Origin of the sequence: Cellvibrio sp. PSBB006, from assembly GCF_002162135.1 — a bacterium.
In the GTDB taxonomy this organism is placed as follows: Bacteria; Pseudomonadota; Gammaproteobacteria; order Pseudomonadales; family Cellvibrionaceae; genus Cellvibrio.
In genome coordinates this window covers 2,247,608-2,272,561 of sequence record NZ_CP021382.1, presented here as the reverse complement: position 1 = coordinate 2,272,561, position 24,954 = coordinate 2,247,608, and the positions used below count along the sequence as shown (strand labels likewise).

Below are 24,954 nucleotides of genomic sequence, written 5' to 3'. Positions count from 1 at the left end.
GTCAGTTGAAAAGATACTTCAGCTCCAGCCAAACACTGCGCGACTCCAAAGGGTAGTCATCGGCAATGGCACCGTTACTGGGCTCGCGGGCATCCTCGTCGGTCAGATTACGCATCGCGATGGAAAGATCCAGATCGGGCACCACATTTTTGCGGCGCAAGGTGAGGTTTAGCAAGGTGTAATCATCAATTGCCGGTCGAGCGTCTCCGACAGCACGTTGACGATCACCCACCCAATAAATTTGGCTGTTGATTGACCATTGTGGTTTAAATTCCCAGTTGGCGCCCACCTTGAATTGTTGGCCTGGCGCATCGGCCACGGCTTGGCCTGTCTGCGCATCTTTGGCATCTTGCCAGGAATAGTTGCCGTTCAGGCGCAAGCTGGGAATGGGTTGCCAATTCAGTTCCCATTCAAAGCCATCCCCGTCCTGATCGCGCGCATTTTGTGCGGTGCTGGTGGTGGCGCTGTCGTCAGGAATAAATTCAATCATGTCTTGGGCTTGATAAGTAAATAGTGTCAGTGTTGTCTGAAAATTGGCATTCATACGGTAATTGAAGGACAGCTCCAGGGTATCAATATGTTCAGGATCGAGATCCTGATTGCCAAGTGAAACGGGATTGTTTTTGAACCGTTGTTCAGAAAAAGAGGGTGCACGAAAAGCGCTGCCGTAGAGCAATTTGGTGGTCAGGTTTTCGCTTGTGGCCCAGACGAGTGCAATCCGGGGATTGGTGGTGCCGCCAAAGTCAGAGTAATTGTCGTAGCGCACACCGGCTGTCAGCGTCAGGTCGGAAACGAGTTGCCATTCATCCTGGACAGAAAGGTAATGAATGGTGCGTGAACTATCATCAAGATAAACGAAAGGTGTGTCGCTCACATCGGTAAGCGTGCCGTCAACAACGGTAGAGGAACCATCGATAACACCCGGACCATAATTTTTGCTTTCGTGCGATGCCAGGGTTTGTCGCCTGGTACCAATCGCGAGGCGTAAACGATGCGTATCCCAGCCGTTGTAGATGGAGATAAGATCAAACTGCGTATCTTCAGCTCGTTGCCCGGGATTGCCGAGCAAACCGTCAGGAAAATAAACCTGTCCGGCCGGATTGGAAAAGTTCAAATTGCCGTCGCTGCCGATAGGTAAGATCGAATCTTCGGGCATAAGAACGAAGCGAGCCTGGAGATCGTAGTACAAGTAGCTGAAACGTAGGCTGTGGTCCCATGTATCACTGTCATCATTGAGACGATAGGTGATATCAGCCATCCATAACTCGCTGTCATCTTCGCCTTCGAAATCGAGCGCCTGGGTGGCGCCTGCACCGATGCCTGCATCTTTGGATATCCAACTCCACAAATTGAATTGTAAGGTTTCGCTGCTGATCGCCAGATGGGTATCAAGCAGTTTGTAACGGGTCGATAAGGGGCCGGGAGCCAGAGACGCATCGGTATTGAACGAGTCATCAAGAGAAGACTGTAAATCTGTCGTAACACGGCGGTCTTTGTCGCCGTCACTTTCCTGATACGCGAGATTAAACGCAATACCCCAGTCATTCCAACTCGTTGCGCCTTGCAACCAGAAATCACTGCTGTTGAACGATCCATGGCGCGCACCGATCTCCGTTCCACTGATCGCGGCAGCATCTTTGGTGATGACATTAATGACACCCGCATAGGCATCCGCACCATAGATGGCTGAGCCCGGGCCGCGAATAACTTCTACCCGTGCGATGCTGGCAACCGGAAGACGAAAGAGCGACGGTCGACCACCTTGCAAGCTGGACTGCACCGGTATCCCGTTCATCAACAACAAGACCTGTGGATTAAAGCCGGTGTGAATACCGCGAATAGAATAGACGGAGTCGAGACGGCTGAGCGTGGATAGAGAAACGTGCAAGCCCGGTACCGTCTCCAGCACCTCATTGAGATTCCGGGCGCCCATGGCTTCGATTTCGGCGGCATAGATAACAGACGCAGTGGCCGGTGCTTTATCCAAAGGGGTGCTGTTCCCCGTTGCGATAGAGATCTCGACCTGGCCCAGTTCTGCCAGTGACAGGTTGTAAATATCGTTCGGTGTCGTTTCGCCAGCGGATTGCGCCATGGTTGCGGCTGACATCAAGAGTGGCAGCAATCCCGAAACAAACACACGAACATAAGGTGACATCATAATGACAACCTATTCATGAAGTGCCGCCAAGCACACAGAAAACAACCTGTGCAGAATGCAACGGATTATTTGCGAGAATGACGATCTGTTGTTGCGCGCCGTGCGACCCTGGTAGATCAGGGTAATGGCACATGCGACGAAAATCTTATGATCAACACCATCTTATGTTCATAGAAGGTAAAGATAGTTTACCCGGCGGGGAAAGCCAAGTTTGTTCTATGGGTTTATGTGCTTTTGACTGTGAGGGTATAAAGCGCGGTCAGTTTTTTGGTACCAGCCGTTGAATGGCGAGCTTGAGTGTTTCCCGGCGAATCGGCTTGGTTAAATAATCTTCAGCCTGGTGTTTATGGGTTTGCTTACGCTCGTCCATGATGGAGATGATGATAACGGGAATGTCCTGTAACGCCGGGTCTGCCTTGATTTTTTCAAACAACATCCAGCCGTGTTGGTCTGGCAACAATAAATCCAGGGTAATTATGTCGGGTTTGACGGTGTGCAACAAACGCAAGCCCGTCTCGGCATCATGGGCGGTATGTACCAGAAAGCCTTCGGATTGCATGGTGCGCGCCATGATATCCAGAAACGCCGGGTCATCATCAATCATGACAATATGCTGGCCGTTACTGGCGATGTCAGAATCGTGGATGGCAACGTCAGCATTGGCATCCACACCTGGACCGCCAAAAGCGGGTGGCAGTTCGATCGGTAGGGGCAGGTCGACAATAAAGTTGGCCCCTTCGCCTAATTTACTTTCCACCTCAATGCTACCGCCCATCATCTCGCACAGTTGGCGGGTAATCGACAGCCCCAGTCCGCTGCCCTGGAATTTGCGCGTGGTGCCGCTATCTGCTTGTCTGAACGGCTCAAAAATTTGCTGTTGCTGTTCTGCTGACAGGCCAATACCGGTATCGGCGACACTGATATAAATGCGGTTGGGTTGATGCAGTGCGGTGATGGTTATGGTGCCCTGTGGAGAAAACTTGCTCGCATTGCCTAATAAATTAATCAGGATATGCAGGATTTTTTCCGGGTCGGCCATGGGTAGAAAACTACCGTCATCCACGTCGACATTGAGGCGGATCGCATTCTTTTCCAGCAAGGGAGCAACTACGCCCAGGGCTTCGTCTACCAGGCTGGAGAGTTTGACTTCTGTCAGGTCCAGCTCCATACGGCCGGACTCAATCTTCGCCAGATCCAGCACACCATTGATCAGCTTTAATAAACGTTCACTGTTGCTGATAACGCGCGCTAAATCGTTAATGTGGTTTTCATCATCCGCCAGTTTCAGTTCTTCGATGACCACTTCGGTATAACCGATGATGGCTTGCAGTGGTGTGCGCAGTTCATGGCTCATCAGTGACAGGAATTCGCTCTTCGCCTGGCTGGCATCTTCCGCTTTGCGTTTGGCGATGGCGAGGCGATCTTTTGCAATCTGGAGATCCTTACTGTGTTCCGCCAGCCGCTGATTGTCGCGGCGCTTGATGGTGTAGCCGATCAGAATGGTAATAATCAACAACACGCCCAGACTCACCAAGCCCCACAAATAGGTCAGTGCCGTTTTTTGCGCGTCCACTTTTTCGTCGAGGCCGGCGATTGCCTGGCGTTGTGTCAGTATTTCATTTTCCTGGGACTTGATGGTGGTGTTCAGTTCGGCAAGGCGTTTCTCGCGGCGATCAATCTGCTGCACGATAGCATCAAGCTGCTGTTGCTGGTCGTCCAACTCTTGCGTGCGTTGTTCCACCTCTTCCAATAACCGGAGGCGTTCCTGTTTGCTGCGCTCTATTTGGTCGAGCTGGTTTTGAATCAGGCGGTTTTGGTCAGCAATCAAGGCATCACTTTTTTGAATGCTTTGATTAAGTTCCGTCAACTGGGTTTCCAGGCGCTGGTTTTTGGCTTCCTGAGCCTCGATCGCGCTACTCAATTCGTTAAGCGTTTTTTCGCGGTTCTGTAATTGTTTTTGCAGGGTGACCAGCGATGCCTGACCTTCGCGATACAGCCGAGCCACATCAATCTCGGTTCCTCCGTTGAGGATCAATTCCGGCAGGGGTTTCAAACCATGGTTGATGATATTGGAGCGGTTAACCTCGAAACGCAGGCGATCATTGTCGGTAATCAGGTTGATCATCACCAGTTGCTGGTTGGGATATTCTGCGGTAACCAGTAATACTGGCTGGCTGCCCAAGGCATCATAGATGTCGGACACCATATTGTTGTTAGCCTGCTCCACATACACCAGATGGAAACGCGACAGGGCATTCAGGGTGCTAACCTGGGTGACCGTAATCGGCAGGCTTCGCAATTTAACGCTGGTGGCCATCGTGCGGATTTCATTTAACAGCAGGGGATTGTCGCTGCCATAGAAACCGATGTTGAACGACGTCATCGACTTTTCGTTGGGCCACTCAATATTTTTGGCGAAGTTATACAGGTAGGAGGCCGTAATTTTTTGTTTATTCAGGGCTTGAGCTTGTGCACCGTAAGAAAGCCAGCATAGCAGCACCAGTGCAAACAACGACCACAACCGTGCCGGTGTACCGATACCCGTAGTTGATCGGGCGATTTGATGTAGGGTTTTTTGGTTCATCAACGTGCAATCTGAGGCCGGCTGATCACTTCCCTGATACGATTTTTAACAATGCTTACAGCATAGCCGCTCAATAGAAATTTTAATAGCGCAACGGGTCTGGGGAAATGGCACATGATTTTTATTTTTTAATGAGATGTGGCAATGAAGTCGTCCCTGAACCTATGGTTTTCCCGGGTGTCCATTTTTCACAGTAGGATTTCAGTTTTTATAAACGCAATAACAGGAGATTAGTATGAGCGTCGAAGTCAGTGGTTTTTTGGGTTTTATCTTATTGGTCTGCGTGATCTACGCTATTGTTAAAACCTTGCAGAGTCGCGCCAGCACTGGCACCAAGGTGATCTGGATTCTGGTATTGCTATTCCTTCCCTTCCTCGGTTTTATCTTGTGGTTAATCTTTGGTCCCAAGTGACACCGGTCCCAACTCACAATCGCTTGCTCGAATAACCTAAAGTGCCAGTTACCGAACTGTCCCGGAAAGCTGGGACAGTTCGGTCGCTGTCTCCCGTCATAGGGTGATGATCCTGATCGATCTATGCATCCAGCGTTGGTTGACTGCCCGCTTTATGTAAGACCGCCGCATGTATCTCTTCAAGACGGCGCCCGCGTGTGTCGATGCCGCTCTTCAGCAATAAGCCGCCAAAGATAATTAATGGAATTGCGATGAGCAGAGCGGATAGCGCCAGGTCATTAAATACTCCCAGCACGCCGCAGGCGGCGCCGAGGATGCCGCCGAATTTGGAACTGGCGGCAACTACTCCTGCCCCGGTTCCGCGCAGATGTACCGGATAAATCTCGGCCGCATAAGGAATCAGCATTGCGATAACGCCGCTGGCACTGATGAGCAGCAGCGCGGTTGCTGTGATGATAGCGAGGTGGGCGTTGACCTGCAGAAGCCCCAGTATAAAAAACAACACCAGGCTGGCCGCCGTCATACCAATAAATAACACCAGGGTTTTGATGCTGCTCCAATGGTGATAAAACCAGATCACCATCAGGATACCGGGCAGCGCCAGAAAGCCTGATTGCGCCAGTAGTCCATTGGCTGCTTCCGCACTCATGCCCATGTCGCGCAGATTGGTTGGCAGCCACAATAAAAAGCCAAAATTCACCAACCCCCAGGCAACCCCCGCGCCAACGAGCCCTAATGTAATGTGCGCATAAGGGCCGCGGATCATATTGCGAAAGCCGCCGGCCTGCTGGACTTCTTCGGCCGCCGTCTGTTCATCGGCGTCATGATCAATGTGCGCGTTGAATTTTGTGAGGATGGCGCGAGCTTGGCGTTTTAAACCGGCGCTGGCGAGGAAGCGCGGTGACTCCGGGATGTAACGATTGAGAAATATGACCAGCAAACCGGTGGGTAATCCCAGCATCCATAGCACGCGCCAGCTGAATAGTGGCTCCAGAACCGCGGCGGAACCGGAAGCCAACAGGTAACCAGCAGACGTTCCCACGCCGCCTAGCGCCACGAGCAGCCAACCGCGATGCGCGGCCGGGATCATTTCAGCCATCAGCGTAAAGGTGATCGGAAGCAAACCGCCGGCGGAGGCACCCATCAGAAAACACATAATCAGGTTCCACTCGAATGTCGGCATAGCGCCACAGATTGCGGTGCCGATAAACATAAGTGCAGATAATAAAATAGCGGCGCGGCGACCCATGGTGTCAGCCATTCGGCCCCAGATGATCGAGCCGACTGTCGTGCCGGTGAGTGCGACCAGTGCCAGGGTACCGGCGGCTTGCTTGCTGATTTCATATTCCAGGGTCATACCCGGCATGACAAACCCGAGTGTGGCTGGCTTCATCACATCGACAGCAACGGCGACAACCAGGGCTATAACCAGTTTCCAGTGTTCCCAATTCAGCGGCATGTTGTCTGCCACATGGAAATGTATAGTGCCGTGATCACCTTGGCGCAGTTGAGCCAGGCGCGGCATTAATCCATACCAGGCCATAAGGATACCCAGCGGAATCAATCCCATGCCGGTGAGCATGGTGGTATCCATAGGCATACCTACCATGCGATAACCCATGTGCGAGGCATGCATGAACATGGGCACATGAGCGAGCACGCCGGCAATAATAAAGAGACACCCAAACCAGAATGCGAATGGATGATGAAAAGAGATGCCTTGGGAATTCATACTGCTGCGCCTGTAACAACCATCGTTATGTGTGTTTTAACGATTGTTCTACCCGGCGAGGAAAAACGAGGCAATCAAAAAACCATAAATTTTGGCTATGAATCAGATCGAGTGGTTCTTGCGATTGCAGAACCGGGGCTGATGTCTCAGCCCCGAACGCCTTAGGCACACGCTGCTTTGGCGCGATCAAACAGCGACCGGGTTTTCTCCAGTCGCGTTAATTGCGCTTGGATGCCTTGGTCCATGACGGCATCAATGCGTTTTTGCAAACGTGGCACAGCCTTGCTTACATCATCGCGCAAAATCTTCGCCGTTGTGTCGTCGTCATCAGGCAAAATGTCTGTCATCTCGGCCAGTAAGCCGCCCAGCACACCATTGATAAATTCATCGCGATCAACAGCGGTTTCAGCCAGTTCGTCGCTGCTGAGCAGGTCTGCAAAAGGATGATTCGATTTGCTGTCCAGCAATGCATCCTTCACTAACTCGGTCGTAGCTTGTGACCCGAGCGCCAGGTTCAGCACGCGTCGCGCCTCAGCCCCCAGAGCAACAAAGTCTCGCCAGTTTTTGAGTCGTGGTACTTCAAGAATCTCCTCCAGTATCAATGGATGAAAACGCAATTCAGCCAGCGTCCAAAACAGATGACACCAGATGCGATTGGCGGGCTGTAACCAGTTCAGCATGTTGCGGTAAGTGGTATAAATTTTCTCCAGTGCAGCCGACGGTGTGAACACACCATTGCCCGGTGCGCCACCACTCCAATTACCCAAACCGTTGCGGCCGCTACCTCGTCCGTCAAGGTTGATGTTGACGTAATGGTGCCAGGTGGAGTCGCACACAATGCGTCCCGGCCGTTGGCTTTTCCCAGCATAAGCCTGGGCTAGTCGACCGTCGTAGGCGGAGAGAACGCCAAACATGCGCGGTTTTACTGGCGGTTTCCAAACACCATTTTGAACGGAGCGTCCACCGGATACACCGAAAGCGACAACGTCAGCACCTATGCGTTGTGCCGGTGCGGCAGCAGAAGGTTGGAACTCGGCAAAGTTGAGGCCGGCATCGTTATAGTTTCCGTTGAGTACCGCGTTGCTTGTGACTTCATAACAGACGCTTTCGTGGGGGTGATCCGGATGTACATCAATATCATTGGTGAAACCCGCCGCCCCATTTGCCTCGGGGCGATTCAGCATGGCACCGGGCAGCATCAGAATCGGATGTATACTGGCCGTCCATTGATTCCCGCTGGCGGTGACCTTGTAGTTAGGGTAAAGCCGTTGAGGAATATCATCGGATTGATCGTCAAATTCATAAATCCCGTTAGCGCCGGGATTAACTACCGTATCAATGCGCATGACTGCCTGGTTGGCGTCATTTTCGGTGCCCATGGGCACGTCACTCCATTCTCGCATATGGCGGATACGTGGCAGGCGACCGCTGACAGTACGACCCAGAGTGGCGTGATCGCCTGTTGCGAAGACACCGCCGCCGCTGTTCATGAACTCGGCGATTACCCCGATCTCGGCATCCGTAATACTTCCTCCACCTTGTATACCGAAGATCCATATTTGATCGTAATTCTGCACGGTAACGGCAGGTGATGCTGTTTGAAAATTGAAGTTTGTCTGCACGTTATAGCTGTCCGCGCCGACACTGATGGGACTGGTATGACCGTTGCGATGTGCGAGGGTGAGAACAGGTTTGTTGGACACACCGGGTGCGAGGGTTATCGCGTGGAGGAAGCGCCACAAACCAAAACCGCTGTTCTCATTAAAGCTGAGGCTGCCATCGGTAACGACTAATACCTTTGGGCGGCAACGACGGCGCCAGGCGACAAGATCATTGATATCAAAACGGGCGAGTCCTGCTTCAAGCAGGTTGACATTTGTACGAATCAGTTCCATTGCATTTCTCCCTGGGGCTTTCCACGAAAGGACGGCGATACTGCCCCGAGCGTCGTAAGGCCATCCTTGATTGTGTTGCTAGCGTTATTACGCTACGCCGCTTTGGGTTCAGCTGCAATCCAGGTAAACGACTGTTTTTAGGTTATATATTGTTTAAAAAAATGTTGTTTACAATTGATTTAAAAAAACCACCGCACCCGTTGAGGCAGGTGCAGTGGTAAGAAAGTCACCATGGCTGACATGGGTAACTTTGATTGGAATTCTGGAGGTGGTGAGAGTAATCAGGGTGTAAAACAGCATCCTTGCTGATGAGTCCATAAACCGATGATCGGAACCTGTGTGGCGCTGGGAGAAGCCTGGCAACCGCCAGCTACGCCAACATCAGACCGGCAATACTTTATTGGTTGGCAGCTAGCGACGTCACTTTGTTATCGACCGCTTTGCTGTCTGTCTCTTTATCGACGGACTTCAAGCCGGGATTGACCATACCCTTGGGTTGGGCGTCGGCCTGAAAGGGTTCAAGCAGCTCTTCTGGTTTACCCTTACAGGCTTTGGCTAATTGCTCGCGTCGCTGGGCCAGCAGCAAACCTATGGCTTCGCTGTGTTGATCGCTGATCCCGGGAATCTCGCTCTCAATCAAACTGGTGATATTGGCGGCCAGCTCCAGATACTTATCATGCTCTTCAGCTTGTTTTTTATCTTCAAACATACTTCCATCCCGATCGCATTGCCAAACGGCGATAACTGCCATGATCTTGCCCTCGTGTTTTTGCTTGCATTTCAATAATGTTTAACAGCTCACCGTGATACTGTTTTTATATACAGTATTCTCGGGCGGAAGGATTGTCAACGATTAAATGGAAAAGCTCTTTTGGTCGGATAGGGGAGCGGGCTGTATCTCCGCAGGAGAAGCATGGATAATGGCGCCTCCTTAAGATGACGATACAGGGATACAAACTTTGTCCGAGCACGCTTCAGTCCCCAATAAACCCCGAGCCGGCCTGCTGCGTTCCAGCCTTGTGACAGGCTCTATGACTATGATGTCGCGGGTATTGGGGTTGGTGCGTGACCAGGTGCTGGCTCATGTGCTGGGGGCGGGTGGTGCAGCGGATGCTTTCTTCCTGGCCTTCAAGATTCCGAATTTCTTCCGCCGATTATTTTCCGAAGGTGCTTTTTCCCAGGCATTTGTGCCGGTGCTGTCCGAATACCGCCAAAACGGCAGTCATGCTGCTGTCCAGGCATTGGTGGATCGTGTGGCGGGCTGCCTTGGGTCAGTCTTGTTGTTGGTGACGGTGCTGGCGGTGATTGGTTCACCGGTTGTGGCCGCCATCTTTGCCTCAGGTTATCTGAATGACCCGCTTAAATTTGCGCTCTTGAGCGACCTCATCCGCATTACCTTTCCGTATTTGTTGTTAATTTCCTTGACCGGTTTTGCTGGCGCGGTACTTAACAGCTATGACCGCTTTGCGATTCCTGCATTTACGCCGGTATTGCTGAACATTTGCATGATCGGCGCTGCCTGGTTCGCGGCGCCGTTCTTCTCTCAACCAGTATTTGCCCTGGCGTGGGGGGTATTGTTGGCGGGCGTTTTATCACTCCTGTTCCAGCTGCCGTTTTTGCGGCAGATTCACTTGCTGCCGGTGCCCAGGCTGGATTGGCGCGATCCAGGTGTCAGGCGCATCCTGACATTGATGGTTCCGGCGCTGTTTGGCGTATCGATCAGCCAGATTAACCTGATGCTCGACTCCATCCTGGCGTCGTTTCTGCCAGATGGCAGTGTGGGCTGGTTGTTCTATTCGGATCGGCTTGTAGAGCTGCCATTGGGTGTATTTGCGATTGCCGTAGCAACGGTCATCATGCCCAACTTGTCGCGCCAGCACGCCGCCCAATCCGCCGGGCACTTTAATCGCACCCTGGATTGGGCGATTCGGATGATCATGTTGATTGCCTTGCCGTCCTTATTGGCTTTGATGATCCTGGCTCAGCCGATCCTGTTTACCCTGTTCCATCACGGCCAGATGACCGTGCGCGACATCCTCATGTCCTCATACAGCCTCCAGGCTTATGCCATGGGTTTGCTCGGATTTATGCTGATCAAGGTGTTGGCGCCGGGATATTTTGCGCGCCAGGACATGAAGACCCCGGTCCGTATCGGCGTTATCGCGGTGGCTGCCAATATCGCGATGAAGGCGGTGTTTGTCGCGCCGCTGTATTTTCTTTTCAATCTCGGGCATGTCGGTCTGGCCCTGGCTACTGCCTTGGCCGCCTACGTCAATGCGGGTTTGCTCTATCGCGGGTTGCGTCGCACGGGTATCTATCGTCCCGAACAGGGCTGGCGGATGCTGCTGGTGCGCTACGGCATCGCAAATCTGGCGATGGTGCTGACGCTGCTGGGCCTGCTTCAGGTATGGAATGACTGGGCCGCATGGGATTGGCTTCAGCGCGCTCTGCGCTTGGGTGGATTATGTGGGGCAGGTTTCGTGGTTTATATCGTCGCTTTATTGGCGGTCGGTATGCGCTTGAAAGATCTCCGCCACGTCTAAATATAGCGATAGCGGCGGGCGCTGTCTGCCGGGGCGGCGGGGTAGGCTGGCATTGCCTGCTCCTGTATACTCCCGCGTTCGTTTTAACACCCAATCGAGGCAATGTGGCAGCTCTGTGACTCTGGCGCCCCCTGTATTTATTCGCGGCCTGCATAACCTGCGTCCCTGGCATCGGGGCTGTGTCGCCACAATCGGTTCTTTTGACGGCGTCCACCTTGGCCATCAGGCGATTCTGCGTCAACTGGCGCAAGCGGCTGAAGCGCACCAATTGCCCTCGGTAGTGATCATATTTGAGCCCCAGCCGCACGAATTTTTTTCCGGTGACAAAGCGCCCGCGCGCTTGATGCGCCTGCGTGAAAAGATTCAGGCATTATTTGCTGCCGGTGTCAGCCGCGTGTTGTGTATAGAGTTCAACGAATCCTTGCGTCGCCTGTCGGCCCAGGAATTTATTGATCAGGTGTTGGTGCGGGGGTTGGACATCAAACATCTGGTGGTGGGGGATGACTTCCGCTTCGGATGTGATCGCAAGGGCGATTTTAATCTCTTGCAAGCAGCCGGCAGCGAACGAGGCTTTACCGTAAGCGATACCTGCACGCTTCTGCTGCATGGTGAGCGTGTCAGTAGTACACGCATCCGGCATTTGCTGGAGCAGGGGGATTTTGCGCAGGCCGAAGAATTACTGGGGCGTCCCTACAGTATTACCGGCCGCGTGGGCTATGGCCAACAACTGGGTCGCAAGCTCGGTGTGCCAACGGCGAACATCCACCTGTGGCGTTATCGCTCGCCCTTGCATGGTGTCTTTGCGGTGTCGGCCAGATTCAGGCAAGGTGATGTTCATCCGGGTGTGGCAAACGTCGGCGTGCGCCCAACCGTGAGTGGCGATAAAAAGCCCATTCTGGAAGTTCACCTGTTTGATTTTGCTACTGCTATTTACGGCACCATGATTGATGTGGTGTTTCACCAAAAGTTGCGCGATGAACAGCGCTTTCCTTCGCTGGACGCCTTGCAGGCACAATTGCAGCAGGATATTAACCAGGCGCAGGATTTTTTTAACTCTCAAACGTTAAGTTGACCGTGGATCATGACTGATTACAAAGCGACATTGAATTTGCCCAATACCGACTTCGCGATGAAAGCGAATCTTGCGCAACGTGAGCCCGAAATGCTCAAGCAATGGCAAGGCAACAATATCTATCAGCAAATTCGTCAAGCCCGTGCCGGTCGCGAGCAATTTATCCTGCACGATGGTCCGCCCTACGCCAATGGCGATATTCATATCGGCCACGCCGTCAATAAAATTCTGAAAGACATCATCGTCAAGAGCCGTACCTTGAGTGGCTTTGATGCGCCTTATGTCCCAGGGTGGGACTGTCACGGGTTGCCTATTGAGCACAACGTGGAGAAAAAAATCGGCAAAGCTGGCGATAAGGTTGATGTAAAAACCTTCCGTGAAAAATGTCGCGAATATGCGGCTAAACAAGTGGCTGGACAGAAGCAGGATTTTATTCGCCTGGGTGTGCTCGGGGATTGGGATAATCCTTACCTGACGATGGATTATAAGTTCGAAGCAGACATCATCCGCGCTTTGGGCAAGATTGCTCAAAATGGCCATCTGCATAAAGGTTTCAAGCCGGTCTACTGGAGTGTGGTGGGTGGCTCTGCGTTGGCAGAAGCAGAGGTGGAATACCAGGAAAAAACGTCCTTCTCCATCGACGTAAAGTTTGCGTTTGTCGATCAAGATGCCGTTGAAAATGTACTGGGTAAATTAACCGGGCGCGGACAGATATCGCTCGTCATCTGGACTACAACGCCCTGGACATTACCTGCTAACCAAGCCGTCAGTGCGCATGCCGACATCGATTATGTTGCGGTTCAGGTGGGCGAAGAGCGTCTGTTAATAGCGGAAAACTTATTGCTCAGCGTGATGGCCCGCGCAGGCATCGCCGATTTTAAAGTTGTCGGTTACTGCAAAGGTGCCGTATTGGAGCACTTGCAGGTGCAACATCCTTTTTACGCGCGCCAGGTGCCGATTATTCTGGGCGACCACGTAACCACAGAAGCCGGTACTGGCTTTGTTCATACTGCTCCTGATCATGGTGCAGATGACTTTGCGGTTGGTTTGAAGTACGACATAGCTACGCTCAACTATATCGACGACAATGGGTATTATCGCCCCAATGTTGAGATCTTCGCCGGCGATCATGTGTACAAGGTTGACGAAAAAGTTATCGCCTTGCTGGTAGAAAACAAAGCGTTGCTGACACAAGGCAAAATCACGCATAGCTTTCCACATTGTTGGCGAACCAAAACGCCGTTGATCTTCCGTGCGACGCCGCAATGGTTTGTCAGTATGAGTAAAAACCATTTGCGTGAGCAGGTTGCTGAAGCCGTAGAAGGGGTGCGTTGGGTGCCCGATTGGGGTAAGGCGCGCATTGATGCCATGCTCGCGAGCTCACCGGACTGGTGTATCTCCCGGCAGCGCACCTGGGGTGTTCCCATCGCGTTATTTGTGCACAAAGAAACCCAGGAATTGCATCCGGAAACCCCGCGCCTGATAGAGGCCGTTGCGCAAAAAGTTGAGCAAAACGGAATGGATGCCTGGTTTGACCTGGATGCGGCTGAATTGCTCGGCGCTGATGTCAAAGATTACACAAAGGTTACCGATACCCTGGACGTCTGGTTTGATTCCGGTGTAACGCACTACGCCGTACTTGCACAACGTGTCGGGTTACGTTTCCCTGCAGATTTATATTTGGAAGGCTCTGACCAACATCGCGGCTGGTTTCAGTCGTCATTGAAAACGTCCATGGCGATCAACGGCGTGCCGCCCTACAAAACCGTATTGACTCACGGTTTCACGGTGGATGCGCAAGGGCGCAAGATGTCCAAATCCATTGGTAATGTTATCCCGCCGCAAAAAGTCATGAATGATCTGGGCGCAGATGTATTGCGCCTGTGGGTAGCGGCAACGGACTTCAGTACCGAGATGAGTGTGTCGGATGAAATTCTGAAACGCACGGCAGATTCTTATCGTCGTATTCGCAACACGGCGCGTTTTATCCTGTCGAACCTCAACGGTTTTGATCCATCTGTCCATGCGGTGGATATGCAGCAAATGCTGCAACTGGATCGCTGGATTGTTGGTCGTACCGCTGCACTGCAAAAAGAGATCATCAAAGCTTACGACAATTATCAATTGCACCTTATTTACCAAAAGCTGCACAATTTTTGTGTGGTCGAGTTAGGGGCGTTTTATCTCGACATTATTAAAGATCGTCAGTACACCACCAAAGCCGACAGTCTTGCGCGCCGTTCAGCACAAACGGCGTTGCATTACATTATCGAGGCCATGGTGCGCTGGATTGCTCCCATTCTCAGCTTTACTGCGGATGAAATGTGGCCATTGATTCCCGGCGAGCGGGATAAAACTGTGTTTATTGCTGAGTGGTATAACTTACCGTCCATGCCCTCCGACTCATTTGCTGATAGCTATTGGGATTTAGTTGCTCAAGTGAAGGATGAAGTCAATAAAGTGCTGGAAGCCAAGCGCAACAGCGGTGAAGTAGGCGGTGGCTTGGGCACGGAAGTCACGCTCTATTGCGATGAGGATTTACAGCAGAAACTGCAAGAATTAGGTAACGAATTGCGCTTTGTATTGATTACCTCAACGGCTGAAGTTCGTCCCGCCAGTGAAGCAAATAATGCAGAAGCCACGGCGCTGAGTGGTTTACGTGTAGCAGTAAAAAAATCTGCCCACACCAAGTGCGCGCGCTGTTGGCATCATCGTGCCGATGTAGGGGCTAACGCCAATCACCTGGAAATTTGTCTGCGTTGTGTTGAAAACGTGGATGGCAAGGGTGAGCAACGCCAATTTGCATAGTCTCAATACTTAATGATGTAGCCTCACTATTTAATGATGTTACTAGGGAAAATTCATGTTGAATAAAGTTCCTGCTCAAGCCTGGCGTTGGTATGGCCTGGCACTCCTGGTGATTGTGCTGGATCAAATCAGCAAGCACTGGGTCGAAGCCGTATTGACGTACAATGAGCCGGTGGTGTTTACCTCGTTTTTTAATTTTACCTTGCGTTATAACCCGGGCGCAGCCTTCAGCTTTTTGAGTGATGCCGGTGGTTGGCAGCGATGGTTTTTTACGGCGGTGGCCATTGTTGTAAGTGCGGTACTGGTTGTATGGATTGCGCGCATCGCGGCCACCAAAAAACTGGAAGCTTTCGGTTTAACGATGATCCTCGGTGGCGCCATTGGCAATGTTTATGATCGTGTTGTCTTGGGCCATGTTGTCGACTTTATTGTGGTGCATTATCAGGATTACTATTGGCCTGCTTTTAATCTGGCAGATTCTGCCATTACCCTAGGCGCCATTCTGTTGATTGCCGATATGATTTTCACCAAGGAAAAGCCAGTCAATGCGTGAATTAACCGTCGGACCAGGTACAAAAGTCACTTTGCATTTTTCGCTGACGCTCGCGAATGGGGATGTAATTGACTCCAATTTTGAACGCGATCCCGCTACTTTTACCGTGGGTGACGGCAGTTTATTGGTGGGGTTTGAAAAAGCCATCTTCGGCATGCAGGAGGGTGATCGCGACACTTTTTTGATTAAGCCGGAAGAGGGCTTCGGCCAGCGTAACCCTAACAATATTCAGGAAATCGCACGGGATCAGTTCAGTGAGGATATCGAATTAAGCGAGGGGCTGATGTTGTCATTCGCTGACGCGCAGAAAACTGAATTACCCGGTGTTGTACAACGTTTTGATGATGAGCGGGTTATTGTTGATTTCAATCATCCACTGGCGGGCCGCGACATCCTGTTTGATGTGGCCATCTTGCGTATAGAACCTGCACAGGTACATTGACACTATGCAAATTAAACTTGCCAATCCGCGCGGCTTTTGTGCCGGTGTTGATCGAGCCATCGACATTGTGAATCGTGCGCTCGACGTGTTTGGCGCTCCGATTTATGTGCGCCACGAAGTGGTACATAACAAATTTGTGGTGGATTCGCTACGCGAGCGCGGTGCTGTGTTTGTCGATGAGCTGGATCAGGTGCCGGATGATGTCATTGTCATCTTCAGTGCCCACGGTGTTTCACAAGCAGTACAGCAAGAAGCGAAGCGGCGCAGCCTCCAGGTTTTCGATGCTACCTGTCCGCTCGTCACCAAGGTGCATATGGAAGTGATGCGTTACAGCCGTGAAGGTCGTGAGTGCATCCTGATTGGCCATGAAGGCCATCCGGAAGTTGAAGGCACCATGGGGCAATACGACAACAGGAACGGCGGCGAGATATACCTTGTTGAAGATGAAGAGGATGTTGCTCGTCTGCAAGTAAAAAACCCTGATGCTTTGGCGTACGTCACTCAAACAACATTGTCCATGGATGATACAGCCAAGGTTATCGATGCCCTGCGTGAAAAATTCCCCAGCATCCAGGGCCCGCGCAAAAATGACATCTGCTATGCCACCACCAACCGCCAGGACGCTGTACGTCAGTTAGCTTTGGAGTGCGACTTGGTATTAGTTGTCGGATCGCCCACCAGCTCCAACTCCAATCGTCTGCGCGAATTGGCGGAGCGGTGCGGTACCGAGGCTTATCTGATTGACGGCCCGGATGATATTCGTTGCGAATGGTTGCAGGATAAAGCCAGTATCGGCATCACTGCGGGCGCATCCGCCCCCGAAGTTTTGGTGCAACAAGTCATCGAGCGGTTGTGCGCCCACGGCGCCAAGGCGCCGCAAGAGCTGCCGGGGATTCCTGAAAATATCAGCTTTTCATTGCCTAAAGCGTTGCGTAGTCAGGAAGTCGGATAAATCCGGCATAGAGCTTTTTTAGGGTGGGGCTAAAAAAGAGGCACCGGCTCAACGGGATTTCTGATTTGTGCAGCATTAATTAAAAGCTACACATGTATCAGCTGAAACGGATTCGATACGCATCCTGCCGCTACGGGCAAGTACCAGTTGGAAGCCATCACCTTCGTTTTCAGGGCAAACACGCAGGGTCCCAGCTTGAAAGCTGCCACCATTAGCGCGGCCAACCTTCCTGCTTTCGCCGGTGCCGATGAAGGAAATGTAATCCCGAACTGGACCATTGGAATACACTTTTACTCCTTCCGGTTGTGTTCCTTCAAAAATAAGTGCCTCGTTGCCATCGCGTATTCCGTTATTGTTTGCGTCAATAAAAAGCTCCCATCCATCCCCCCAGCTTCCTTTATGCACTAATGTCGCGCGCTGATTCTGGCTGACAGCGAGTGTACGGGCGTGCTGCACTGACTGAAGCAAGTCCTGTAAAGCAGCTTGAGTACGGGTATTTTGAATCTGATGCGAGAGGCTTGGCACACCTATCGTGAGAAGTAATACCAAAATAAGGAGGGTGACTAATAACTCAAAAAGCGTAAAACCGCGTGCCGGCATAAGACAATCATCCTTGAAAAAACAGTAAGTTACGAGACAATTTAACCGCAGCCTATCCACAGCCCGTGGTCGTCCTGCCGTTCATTCATCCCTGTTGACCGCGTATCGTTGAAACTGCTCTACACCAAGCAGCTTGTGATAGCGTGGGCCAATATAAACATCGAAGAACCATGCGTCCAGCCTTTTTCAGCAGGTTTTATGACGGATTCTACATAAATTGGTGACAGGTTTATTCTTTAATTTCTGTGTGAATGGGTATAGTGGCGCAGTTAAAAACCGGGTTCCAGACTTTAGGTGAATAGAGTTTATGCGTAAATATCAAGTGGGTTTTACGATAATTGAATTGATGGTGACATTGACTGTGTTGGCGATTGTCATTGCCATAGCGGTGCCTAGCTTTACTGGAATAATTCAAAGGAATACTTCAGTTGCTATTGGAGAAGAGTTTGTGACGGCTCTTAACTTTGCGCGTGTTGAAGCGCTAAAACGTCGCTCATCCGTTTCCCTTTGCCCAAGTAACGACGACGGTACAGCATGTGGTAACAACTGGTCAGATGGTTGGATTGCATTCGTTGACGGGGCAACAGAGACCGCAGATTCAGTAACTGTATCGGAGGTATTGCGCGTATGGAACGATATGAATCGAAATGCCGAAATAAATGTTAGTCGAGACAATGCAGCAGTGAATTTTATTCGGTTTGCTGGTATGGGTATTCTTGCGAAGGTTAACGGCTCTACAAATCCTATAAGCGCAACGGCCAAACAAGCCAATTGTTCTGGTGAGGCTGCGCGCACTATCACCATTGGTATCTCAGGTATGGTGAACTCAAAAGCAGCCTTGTGTGCGGAGGCCGAAGATGAACAGTAAAGATAAAAACTCTGGTGTGAGTTTGATTGAGGTATTGGTTACTGTTCTGATTCTTGCGACTTCGCTTCTCGCTATTGCAGCACTTCAGACACGCTCGCTTGACTATAACCACAGTGCCTATTTGCGATCACAAGCAAATATTATTGCCTACGATATGCTCGACCAAATGAGAATCAACAGTCCGGTAACCGGCGCTGTTGTTGAGCCTGGTGAGAGTGACAGAGCTGCTATGGTTGCATCTCTTCCAGGCGGTGTCGCAAATGTCGATTGTGATGGTCGCGTATGTACTGTGACTATTACATGGGCGGAGCAGGACGGGCTAAATGAAGGTGGTGAGAGTTCAACTTTTACTTACACAACGCGTATCTAAGAGATTCCATTTATGCGGAAGCAAGCAGGATTATCATTAATTGAATTGATGATTGCAATTACGCTCGGGCTAATACTGATGGCGGGAGTTATTCAGGTATTTTTGTCCAGCAGAGTGACTTTTGCTACTCAACAAGCTATGTCTCGTGTTCAGGAAACCGGACGTCTGGCTGTGGAGTTTATGGCGCGAGATATAAGAATGGCGGGATACATGGGATGCACGAGTCGTTCGGGGCTTTCTCTGACACAGCAGGTAATGTGGCAGGATTCCACCGAGACTTTGCGGAGGGCATCCAAGGGTTTGCCACTGTGCCTGGGGGTATCAATTTGTCTCCTGCCCCGATTGCAGGGTCCGATATATTAGTGGTTCGCACAGCAGATCGAGTACCACTATTAGCGGCTGGCTCTAACGAAGTAAATAGTTTTTCCGCTCAAGTCATAGATTCAGATATAGAAGATAACTGCAGTAGTGGGATATGCGTAGGCGATGTTGTCGCAGCTTCAGATTGCATCGACACCAGAGTTTTTCTGGTTAACCAGTTAACATCCAGTGGTGAGACAACATTAAAGATTGGTGGTGGTGTTATAGCAGCAGATAATTTTACTACAGGCGCAGAGCTCGTGCCGGTAAGGACTTATGTATATTACATTGCACCCAGTACCGCTGATGCAGCTAGACCCAGTTTATGGCAGAGCGTCGACGGTGAGGATGGGCAAGAGCTTCTTGAGGGGGTGGAACGATTGAGGCTTACGTTTGGCAGCAATAGTGCACCAGGATATGTTCCGACTACACCAGCCCCAATGTGGTCTGATGTTAATAGTGTGCGAATTGAAATGGTGATAGCGAGCGTGGACGATAATGTTCTGGAGCAGAGACAAAAATATAGCTTTGCTGGTGCCGAGGTAACAGCACCTGACCTGCGGTTGCGGCAAGTGTTTTTAAACACCATTGCGATTCGAAGCAATATGCAATAAGTTTCAACAGAGAGTATGTGAATGAAAAGCCATCTTTTTATTAAACAGTGCGCCTTAAAAAAAGAGCGTGGAGCAGTACTAATCGTTGGATTAATTATGGTGCTGCTGATTACTATCGTGGGACTTGCTGCGGTACGAGGTAGTGGCATGCAGGAAATTATGGCGGGTAATATGCGAGACATGAATTTGTCATTTCAAGGGGCTGAAGCGGGGCTTCGAGTGGGTGAGTCGACAATAAATTCGGTATCAAAAACGTCAGCATTTAACGGCGATGGATTATGGACTGACTTGCAGCTGCCGACCTCAACCAAAGCCCCTATACAGGATTGGGATGCGGATGATTGGGTAGCTGAGGGTAGTTCTATTGCTGCACCTGAAATTGAACAGGTTGGTACACCCCGCTATGTAATAGAACGGATTATTACTCCTATAGGGAAAATAGCGGGAGCGGATAGCAGCGGAATTGGTGTGGGTAGTATGGAGGATGTTCCCGAACCTGAATTTTTCCGCGTCAGTAGCTACAGCACGGGGATTTCTTCCACGGCAGAGGCTGTGGTCCAATCCACCTATAAAACACTGAATTAAAACATCGGAGCACCTTGTATGAGTTGGCAAAAGTTTTTCGGAATCGTCAATCATAAGTTCGGGTTGTCATTGATGACGGGCCTCTTATCCATCATAACAACACATGGTGTGATGTCTGCTCCTGCCCAAGACCCGTTGTTCCTGGCGCAACCTGTGCGTCCAATTATGATGTTGAACATGTCACGTGACCATCAGTTATTTTTTAAGCTTTATGATGACTATTCGGATATCACTAATGCTACGGGTGGGGTGAGAGATGGAAGGGCGGATACAACTTATATCCACGCCTACGACTATTATGGATATTTTGATAGCGCGAAGTGTTACGTTTATAACTCGAATCAGAATCGCTTCAATCCGACTCGATTCGCAGATGATGATAAGTATTGCAATTTTTCGGGCAACACCAATTCGGGAAGCGAGTGGAGTGGTAATTTTTTAAACTGGGCGACTATGACACGAATGGACGCTGTACGAAAAATTCTATATGGCGGCATGAGATCATCTGATGGCGATACGGCTGACTTAACTGTGCTAGAGCGAGCCTTTTTGCCGCAGGATGCCCACTCATTTGCAAAATATTATAACGGCACCGATATTGATAAATTAACTCCATTTGACTCAAGTAACAGCGTCACTATGGGTGCCGATAACAATAATTCAGGTATCACTATTTGTAATACAACAGAGCCAACAGATCGTGACAATTTATCACAGGAGGACACAGGCCTGCCTCGAATGAGAGTTGCGCGAGGCAACTATTCGTTGTGGGCAAGTAACGAAAGATGGCAATGCCGGTGGGGTACAGCAAGCAATGACAACGACCCAGATTCAAGTGGTATTAAGGCGCATACATCTAGTCCGGAGGGTAGTGGAGATAACAGTCGACGTCTAGGCAGTAGCGACTTCAGAACTCGAGTTAGGGTATGTGTGGCGGGCTTGATCGGTGATGAAAATAATGAAAATTGCGCTGCGTATAATGGCAAGTGGAAACCCATTGGGCTCTTGCAAGAATACGGGGCGACTGGCCTGATTCAGTTCGGCTTGATGACTGGGTCTTATGTAAATAATAAGTCGGGTGGTGTGCTGCGCAAACAAATTGGTGTTATGACAGACGAAATAAATGCGAATGGCACTTTTGTTCGTCCGGACAATGACGAAACACATTATGGAATAATTCAAACATTGGATTTGCTGCGGATATATGGCTACCGCTTTGACGATGGGACCTATCATAACGGTGGTCATGGCGTTGATTCAGGCGGAAGCGATGGTTGTTTATGGTCCCGCAGCTCATTTAATAATGGGCATTGCACTAACTGGGGGAATCCTCAAAGTGAAATTTTCTTGGAGTCACTGCGATACTTATCAGGTCAATCGGTAAGTGAGGATTTTTCAGCGGATGATTCTGATCGTATCGAAGGTCTTAATACGGCAGCATGGGGAACGCCGCCCATTACAAATGATAACTATTGTGCTCCACTGAGTGTTATTCAATTTAATGCATCTACCAGTTCATTTGATGGGGATGAACTGGATGCGGAGGATATCGGTTTGGCGGATGTGTCGGCAGCTACGAACGTTGTTGGTACCGCCGAGGGAATAAATAATCAGAGTTACTTTATTGGCAGTAATGGCACCAATACAGACCAGTTATGTACAGCTAAAACTGTCGCAAATTTAGCCAATGCAAGTGGAACCTGTCCGGATGCCCCTCGCCTAGAGGGTAGTTACAAAATAGCAGGTTTGGCGCATTACGCGAGAACTACTGGCATTCCGCTGGAGGGTGTAACCCGAGGTACAGGGCGGCAAAAAGTGAGAACTTATGGCGTTGCATTGGCCCCTGCTGTACCTCGAGTAATCGTCAAAGTTCCAGGCACTGGTGGTTCAAGTGGGGTAGCTGAAAAAACTGTCACTATTTTACCTGCTTGTCGCAATATCAATTCAACTTTGACAACACCAGCTAACTGCGCATTGGTGGATTTCAAAATTGTAGATCAACAGTTTGATGTTGAAGTTAATGATGAAACAGCTAATACAGGCAAGCTATATGTTAACTGGGAGGATAGTGAACAGGGAGGCGACTTCGACCAGGACATGTGGGGCGTAATTGATTACGTGGTAACTAACACGGAGGTAACTGTTACGACCCAGGTAATTGCTCAATCTACTGGCGATCCAATGGGTTTCGGTTATGTTATCAGCGGCACAACAAATGACGGCTTCCATGTGCACTCGGGCGTAAACAGCTTTACCTATGGTGAAAGCTGTACAACCACAGATGGATCTCGCTGTACCTGTCGTACATCTGGCACTGCTGGTCCCTGCAATAGTTCACATGCTGATGCGCGCCATCAGGAATACACGATAGGAACATCTACCGCCAAGCTACTGGAGCAACCGTTGTATTATGCTGCCAAGTGGGGTGGTTATGTTGATGATGCGGCAACAAACGAACAAATTGCTGCAGCTTCACCAGAAACATACTTTTTTGCAACTGACCCCAGGCAACTGGAGGCATCACTCCGTAATGCATTTGCAAGCGTCGCAGATAGCATTGGTTCAGCATCTGCTGTTGCGACAAATTCAACCCGGCTTAGTGAAGGATCGTTTTTATATCAAGCTAGATTCAATAGCAAAGATTGGTCTGGAGAATTATTGGCATATGAATTTGATGAGCAGGGTGAAGTGGATGGTCAAGCTATAAGTACAAATGACACGTTGCATTCTGGTGTTATTAATAGTACGACTCGAACAGTTTTTACCTATGACGGAGCAGAAAAAGTAAATTTCGAATGGGCTAACCTTAGTGATACACAGAAGAACTACTTACAAGATGGTGGCTCGGAAGAGCTTGGTCAGTCGAGAGTTAATTGGCTGCGTGGCGCGGTAGTAGATGGTTTGCGAGTGAGGGAGAAGTCGGGAAATAATGAACGCTTGATGGGTGATATCGTTAATTCAAGCCCTGTTTATTTGGGCGGAACGGATATGCGTTATGATCGGTTACCTGGCACAGCAGGTTCTTCTTATAGAACGTTTTTAGCAGCCAAAAGAGAGCGGACACCTCACGTGTTTGTCGGGGCGAACGATGGAATGTTGCACGCACTTAACGCCACCAATTTACAAGAGACTTTCGCTTATGTTCCCGCTGGTGTATACCCCAAGCTTGCCAGCATTACCAAGGTCGGATACGGTCGAGGCGGTACAGGTAATCCGCACCAATATCTCGTCGACGGGCCTATAGCAATTGGCGATGCTTATTTGGATGGTGAGTGGAAAAGTATAATCGTTGGAACGCTCGGTGCCGGTGGTAAGGGTGTGTTTGGGTTAGATGTTACTAACCCCGCCTCTCCTGAGGTGCTTTTTGAAATTAATAACATACCCAACTTAGGTTTTGTAACCGGTAGTCCTTTCATTGTGCCTTTAAAGAGCGGCGACGGAATTCGATGGGCCGCAGTATTTGGAAATGGCTATGAAGCGGGTTCATCTAGTTTATTTTGGGTCGACCTCGAAAGTGGTGAAGCTAACGCGATTATTGCATCTGCCAGCGGCAGTGGACTGTCAGCTCCGGAGCTATTGCCCAACACTAGCGGTGTGGTGGTTGCAGCTTATGCCGGGGACTTAAATGGGTATATGTGGAAATTTGATCTTTCAGATGCCGATTCCGACAACTGGGATGCAGTAGCATTGTTTCGAGCTATGACGCCTGGGCAAAATCCTCAACCCCAACCCATAACTGCACCTCCTACGTTAGGGCTTAATGCAGTAAAGAATAACTCTGTAATGGTTTATTTTGGTACGGGCCAGTACGCCTACCAAAGTGACAATACTGCTAATGTACCCGTACAAAGCTTTTATGCAATAGTCGATAAAGGCGAGCAGGTTACAGGCCGTGAAAGCCTTCATCAAAAAACTATAGTGGCTGCGAACGGTAATCGCACAATAGCAAATAATGAGGTTAGCTGGTCTACTGTTGATGGTTGGTATATGGACTTTCCTACACAAGGGGAGCGCATTACTACCAAACCTTTACTGCTTTTCGATAAATTAATCTTTGCCTCGTTGATCCCTTCAGCTATACCTTGTGAATTTGGTGGTAGTAGCTGGATTATGGAAGTGCCTGCGGTGGGTGATAAATATACGAGTCACACAATTCTCGACGGGAATGTTTTTAATCAGTTCCTGATTCTTGGAGATTTAGGCTTCGGTGTTCTTAATCCACAAGATCCGTCCCAAGAGCCTGGCGAAGGTGGAGAAGTCGGAGAAGGAGAAGTAACATCATGTGGGTCAGGAGAGTTCCCGGCGAAGATTTTAGCGGTAGGCTCAAACGGGGAGCTTACTAGTGAAGATGGTTGTGGAAGTATAGCAATGCTGGGCCGTATGTCTTGGCGACAACTACGTTAATA

The 24,954-nt window shown here is 50.2% G+C and carries 19 protein-coding genes and 1 pseudogene; 14 read left to right on the top strand and 6 right to left on the bottom strand.

Going from position 1 to position 24,954, the window contains the following annotated elements; genetic code table 11:
* Position 1: 1 nt before the first annotated feature.
* Positions 2-2,158 (bottom strand): TonB-dependent siderophore receptor, encoded by a 2,157-nt coding sequence (locus tag CBR65_RS09430; RefSeq protein ID WP_087466614.1) that lies wholly within the window; start codon positions 2,156-2,158, stop codon positions 2-4.
* A gap of 259 nt (positions 2,159-2,417) precedes the next feature.
* Positions 2,418-4,742: a YfiR/HmsC family protein gene (locus CBR65_RS09425; RefSeq protein ID WP_087466613.1), complete on the bottom strand. Its 2,325-nt coding sequence runs from the start codon at positions 4,740-4,742 to the stop codon at positions 2,418-2,420.
* A 235-nt stretch (positions 4,743-4,977) separates the two neighbouring features.
* Between CBR65_RS09425 and CBR65_RS09420 the strand changes: the two genes are divergently transcribed.
* Positions 4,978-5,154: a PLDc N-terminal domain-containing protein gene (locus tag CBR65_RS09420; RefSeq protein ID WP_087466612.1), complete on the top strand. Its 177-nt coding sequence runs from the start codon at positions 4,978-4,980 to the stop codon at positions 5,152-5,154.
* A 121-nt stretch (positions 5,155-5,275) separates the two neighbouring features.
* Here CBR65_RS09420 and CBR65_RS09415 read toward each other — a convergent pair whose 3' ends face one another.
* Complete coding sequence (locus tag CBR65_RS09415) at positions 5,276-6,790, bottom strand: MFS transporter (protein ID WP_198300920.1); 1,515 nt, start codon at positions 6,788-6,790, stop codon at positions 5,276-5,278.
* 12 nt (positions 6,791-6,802) lie between these two features.
* Here CBR65_RS09415 and CBR65_RS22275 point away from each other — a divergent pair, with 12 nt between their 5' ends.
* Positions 6,803-7,051 (top strand): hypothetical protein, encoded by a 249-nt coding sequence (locus tag CBR65_RS22275; protein WP_198300919.1) that lies wholly within the window; start codon positions 6,803-6,805, stop codon positions 7,049-7,051.
* Here the strand turns inward: CBR65_RS22275 and CBR65_RS09410 are convergent.
* A complete protein-coding gene (locus tag CBR65_RS09410; RefSeq protein WP_087466610.1) occupies positions 7,048-8,781 on the bottom strand; it encodes a hypothetical protein in 1,734 nt (577 codons plus the stop codon). The genes CBR65_RS22275 and CBR65_RS09410 overlap by 4 nt on opposite strands.
* A 397-nt stretch (positions 8,782-9,178) precedes the next feature.
* Positions 9,179-9,532 carry a YebG family protein gene (locus tag CBR65_RS09405; protein ID WP_087466609.1) on the bottom strand — a complete coding sequence of 118 codons (354 nt, stop codon included), beginning with the start codon at positions 9,530-9,532 and terminating at the stop codon, positions 9,179-9,181.
* A gap of 208 nt (positions 9,533-9,740) precedes the next feature.
* On the opposite strand from CBR65_RS09405, the gene murJ reads away from it, so the two are divergent.
* The 6 genes from murJ (at position 9,741) to ispH (ending at position 17,151) form a co-directional block, all read left to right on the top strand.
* On the top strand, positions 9,741-11,324 hold the full coding sequence (murJ, locus tag CBR65_RS09400) for a murein biosynthesis integral membrane protein MurJ (protein ID WP_198300918.1): 1,584 nt from the start codon (positions 9,741-9,743) through the stop codon (positions 11,322-11,324).
* A gap of 121 nt (positions 11,325-11,445) precedes the next feature.
* Positions 11,446-12,396, top strand: a complete 951-nt coding sequence (gene ribF / locus CBR65_RS09395; protein WP_087468999.1) for a bifunctional riboflavin kinase/FAD synthetase — start codon at positions 11,446-11,448, stop codon at positions 12,394-12,396.
* Between the two features lie 9 nt (positions 12,397-12,405).
* The gene (ileS, locus tag CBR65_RS09390; RefSeq protein ID WP_087466607.1) at positions 12,406-15,204 is read left to right on the top strand and encodes an isoleucine--tRNA ligase; all 2,799 of its coding nucleotides are present in this window, start codon (positions 12,406-12,408) and stop codon (positions 15,202-15,204) included.
* Positions 15,205-15,259: 55 nt separating this feature from the next.
* Positions 15,260-15,757, top strand: a complete 498-nt coding sequence (gene lspA, locus CBR65_RS09385; protein WP_087466606.1) for a signal peptidase II — start codon at positions 15,260-15,262, stop codon at positions 15,755-15,757.
* A complete protein-coding gene (locus CBR65_RS09380) occupies positions 15,750-16,199 on the top strand; it encodes a peptidylprolyl isomerase (RefSeq protein ID WP_087466605.1) in 450 nt (149 codons plus the stop codon). The genes lspA and CBR65_RS09380 overlap by 8 nt, the downstream gene beginning before the upstream one ends.
* A 4-nt stretch (positions 16,200-16,203) precedes the next feature.
* Positions 16,204-17,151: a 4-hydroxy-3-methylbut-2-enyl diphosphate reductase gene (gene ispH / locus CBR65_RS09375; RefSeq protein ID WP_087466604.1), complete on the top strand. Its 948-nt coding sequence runs from the start codon at positions 16,204-16,206 to the stop codon at positions 17,149-17,151.
* A gap of 75 nt (positions 17,152-17,226) precedes the next feature.
* Here ispH and CBR65_RS09370 read toward each other — a convergent pair whose 3' ends face one another.
* On the bottom strand, positions 17,227-17,751 hold the full coding sequence (locus CBR65_RS09370; protein WP_087468998.1) for a GspH/FimT family protein: 525 nt from the start codon (positions 17,749-17,751) through the stop codon (positions 17,227-17,229).
* Between the two features lie 307 nt (positions 17,752-18,058).
* Here CBR65_RS09370 and CBR65_RS09365 point away from each other — a divergent pair, with 307 nt between their 5' ends.
* From CBR65_RS09365 to CBR65_RS09340, 6 genes and pseudogenes are all read left to right on the top strand, one after another.
* Positions 18,059-18,619, top strand: coding sequence for a GspH/FimT family pseudopilin (locus CBR65_RS09365; protein ID WP_087466603.1), 561 nt, complete (start codon positions 18,059-18,061; stop codon positions 18,617-18,619).
* Positions 18,609-18,989 (top strand): type IV pilus modification protein PilV, encoded by a 381-nt coding sequence (pilV, locus tag CBR65_RS09360; protein WP_087466602.1) that lies wholly within the window; start codon positions 18,609-18,611, stop codon positions 18,987-18,989. Before CBR65_RS09365 ends, pilV begins: the two co-directional genes overlap by 11 nt.
* A 12-nt stretch (positions 18,990-19,001) precedes the next feature.
* Positions 19,002-19,073: pseudogene (locus CBR65_RS22705) on the top strand (prepilin-type N-terminal cleavage/methylation domain-containing protein); the annotation flags it as partial.
* A gap of 131 nt (positions 19,074-19,204) precedes the next feature.
* Complete coding sequence (locus CBR65_RS09350) at positions 19,205-19,963, top strand: PilW family protein (protein WP_087466600.1); 759 nt, start codon at positions 19,205-19,207, stop codon at positions 19,961-19,963.
* Positions 19,964-19,984: 21 nt separating this feature from the next.
* Positions 19,985-20,548: a PilX N-terminal domain-containing pilus assembly protein gene (locus CBR65_RS09345; RefSeq protein ID WP_087466599.1), complete on the top strand. Its 564-nt coding sequence runs from the start codon at positions 19,985-19,987 to the stop codon at positions 20,546-20,548.
* Positions 20,549-20,566: 18 nt separating this feature from the next.
* On the top strand, positions 20,567-24,952 hold the full coding sequence (locus CBR65_RS09340; protein ID WP_087466598.1) for a pilus assembly protein: 4,386 nt from the start codon (positions 20,567-20,569) through the stop codon (positions 24,950-24,952).
* Positions 24,953-24,954: the final 2 nt, after the last annotated feature.